At 60.4% G+C, this 2,268-nt stretch carries 3 protein-coding genes; 2 read left to right on the top strand and 1 reads right to left on the bottom strand.

Annotation, left to right across the window (positions count from 1 at the left end; translation table 11 throughout):
- Positions 1-7: 7 nt before the first annotated feature.
- Positions 8-769: an SOS response-associated peptidase gene (locus EN994_RS27945; protein WP_013532563.1), complete on the bottom strand. Its 762-nt coding sequence runs from the start codon at positions 767-769 to the stop codon at positions 8-10.
- Between the two features lie 128 nt (positions 770-897).
- Between EN994_RS27945 and EN994_RS27940 the strand changes: the two genes are divergently transcribed.
- Positions 898-1,332 carry an NUDIX hydrolase gene (locus EN994_RS27940; RefSeq protein WP_013532564.1) on the top strand — a complete coding sequence of 145 codons (435 nt, stop codon included), beginning with the start codon at positions 898-900 and terminating at the stop codon, positions 1,330-1,332.
- Positions 1,333-1,413: 81 nt separating this feature from the next.
- Positions 1,414-1,791: a TIGR02301 family protein gene (locus tag EN994_RS27935; RefSeq protein ID WP_013532565.1), complete on the top strand. Its 378-nt coding sequence runs from the start codon at positions 1,414-1,416 to the stop codon at positions 1,789-1,791.
- Positions 1,792-2,268 lie beyond the last annotated feature (477 nt).

Here is a 2,268-nt window from a genome sequence, read left to right as displayed (position 1 = left end):
CCCTCTGCTAGAACAACGTCATCTGACTGTCGTCCGCGCCGGACTTCTGGCGCTTGACCTTCTCGGGCTCCGGCCCGATCTCGCCCCGCTCCTGAATCTCCGGTCCGGTGTTGGCGACCTTGTTGACGAGGTCGGAGACCGGAATTGCCTCGAAGAAATCGAGCTGAGCCGGCCGCAACAGATCGGCGACATCACGCGGTTCGAGCGTGCGGCAATCCAGCCAACGGGCGAAATCCCTGGGGTCGATCACCACCGGCATGCGGTCGTGGATATGCGCGATGTCGGCATTGGCGTTGATGGTCAGGATGGCGCCGGTGTCCATTTCCGAACCGCCCGGCTCGGCATAGGTCTCGATCAGCCCGGCGAAGGCAACCAACCCGCCATGCCTGGGGCGTATCCAGTAAGGCTGCCCCTTCTTGCCACCGGTTTGCCGCCATTCATAAAAGCCGGACGCCGGCACCAAAGCGCGGCGATGGCGCATGGCGGCCTTGAACGACGCCTTTTCGGCAGCCCCTTCGGAGCGCGCGTTGAACAGCAGCGGAAACTCGCGTGTATCCTTCACCCAGGTCGGGATCAGCCCCCAGCGCACCAGCATTGGCTGCCGGTCCGGCAGATTGGAGCCCGGCGCCTGCGGAGGGCCGGCGACCGCCATCAGGATCGGCTGCGTGGGGGCGATGTTGTAGCGCGCCGGAAAATCCTCAAGCCCCGCCACGTCCAGAAAGGCAGCGGTCTGATCCGGCGTCGCGGTCAAGGCGAAACGTCCGCACATGGTCGATTGGTGCCCTTCGAAAGGTTCGGCTTCTGAAAGTGGCGATGGAACCGGCGTTGCGCAACCGCTAAAACTTGTCCACGCTGGCCGGTCCACAACTGTCCGGCCTTCAGCCTGATTGGGAATCCATGAACGAAGCGCGCAAAATACTTCCGGCAGTCTCGGTCGCCGTCGTGCGGGCAGACACCGTGCTTCTGGTCAAGCGAGCCCGGCAACCGTCGCAAGGGCTCTATGCCTTTCCGGGCGGCAAGGTCGAACCTGGTGAGACGCTGGAGGCAGCGGCAGAGCGCGAACTTCAGGAAGAAACCGGTTTGCGTGCCACAAATTATCGCCCGCTGCGGGAAATCCGCATCGACGGCCGGGATGACAGCCACCCGGTCGATTATCTCCTCACAGTCTTCGGCGCCGCCTATGCCGGCGGCGAGGCCGTGGCCAGCGACGATGCGGAGACGGCGGCCTTCTATACGCTCAGCGAGATGGCGGCGCTGCCGCTGGCAGGCTCGGTATTCGCGGTCGCCGAAGACTTGTTGGCCCCCGGCGGAAACGCCGGACTGCTGTCCTGAAATCAACTTGCGGGCCACAAATTGTTTCGCCACAAAGACTTATGCTGTTTAGCAGAGCCACGCAGCTGGTAGAGAAGGCTTATGAATCGTCCATCCATGCTCCTCGCCGTGTGTCTTGCGGTCGGCGCGACCGTTTCGATACGGCCCGCGCTCAGCGCCGAGTCGCCGTTCGAGCCCGGGTTGATGCGGCTGGCGGAGGTTCTGGGCTCGCTGCATTTCCTGCGCAATCTGTGCGGCGAAAAGGGCGACCAGTGGCGTGTCGAGATGACAAAACTGCTCGATTCGGAAAATCCGGACGCCGAGCGGCGCGCCCGCTTCATTGCCAGCTTCAATCGCGGCTACCGCTCCTTCGGCGGCACCTATACGAGGTGCACGCCCTCGGCGACCGAAGCCATCAGCCGCTACATGAAGGAAGGCGAGACGCTGTCTCGCGACATCGCCTCGCGTTACGGCAACTAATGCATGTCGCCCAAAAGTGGCTGCGGTTTTGGGAGAACGACACGCATAAAAACGAAAACCTAAAGCGCCTCGCCTGAATCCGTTCAAACGCAGCGCGCTTTAGGCACTCGCTCATCGACAACTATCCGAACCATTGCTGGGTACAGCCGATATATCGGCTTGTGCCAGGCGATATCTTGGTGCAATCCTCATGTTGCACTTCTGCAACAGTATTAACGAAACCCTACCGCGCGAAAGCGGAATTAACTCAAACTGAAGGTTTTCGCCCCGCAGGCCGCCCCAATCGGCTAAGTTTGACTCGAACTGAACGCAGTTTCGCACAAGGCAATCGGGCTTTGTAAAAGACGATCAAAAAAATGTCGTATTTACAAATACTTAATTGTCCCTGGGTGTGAAATGAACAGATCAGGCCTGATCCACATCAATGGATCGCAGCTTGAAAGGGTGGACATTCGCTTATGGAACATGGTGTCAACG

The organism is Mesorhizobium sp. M7A.F.Ca.CA.002.09.1.1 (assembly GCF_003998555.1).
Taxonomy (GTDB): domain Bacteria; phylum Pseudomonadota; class Alphaproteobacteria; order Rhizobiales; family Rhizobiaceae; genus Mesorhizobium; species Mesorhizobium ciceri.
The sequence above is the reverse complement of the archived record's forward strand: the minus strand, read 5'-3'. Positions and strand labels throughout refer to the sequence as shown.

Coding starts and splice junctions, on each gene's coding strand:
- EN994_RS27945 (WP_013532563.1), bottom strand. CDS start 769: ATGTGCGGACGTTTCGCCTTGACCGCGACGCCGGATCAGACCGCTGCC.
- EN994_RS27940 (WP_013532564.1), top strand. CDS start 898: ATGAACGAAGCGCGCAAAATACTTCCGGCAGTCTCGGTCGCCGTCGTG.
- EN994_RS27935 (WP_013532565.1), top strand. CDS start 1,414: ATGAATCGTCCATCCATGCTCCTCGCCGTGTGTCTTGCGGTCGGCGCG.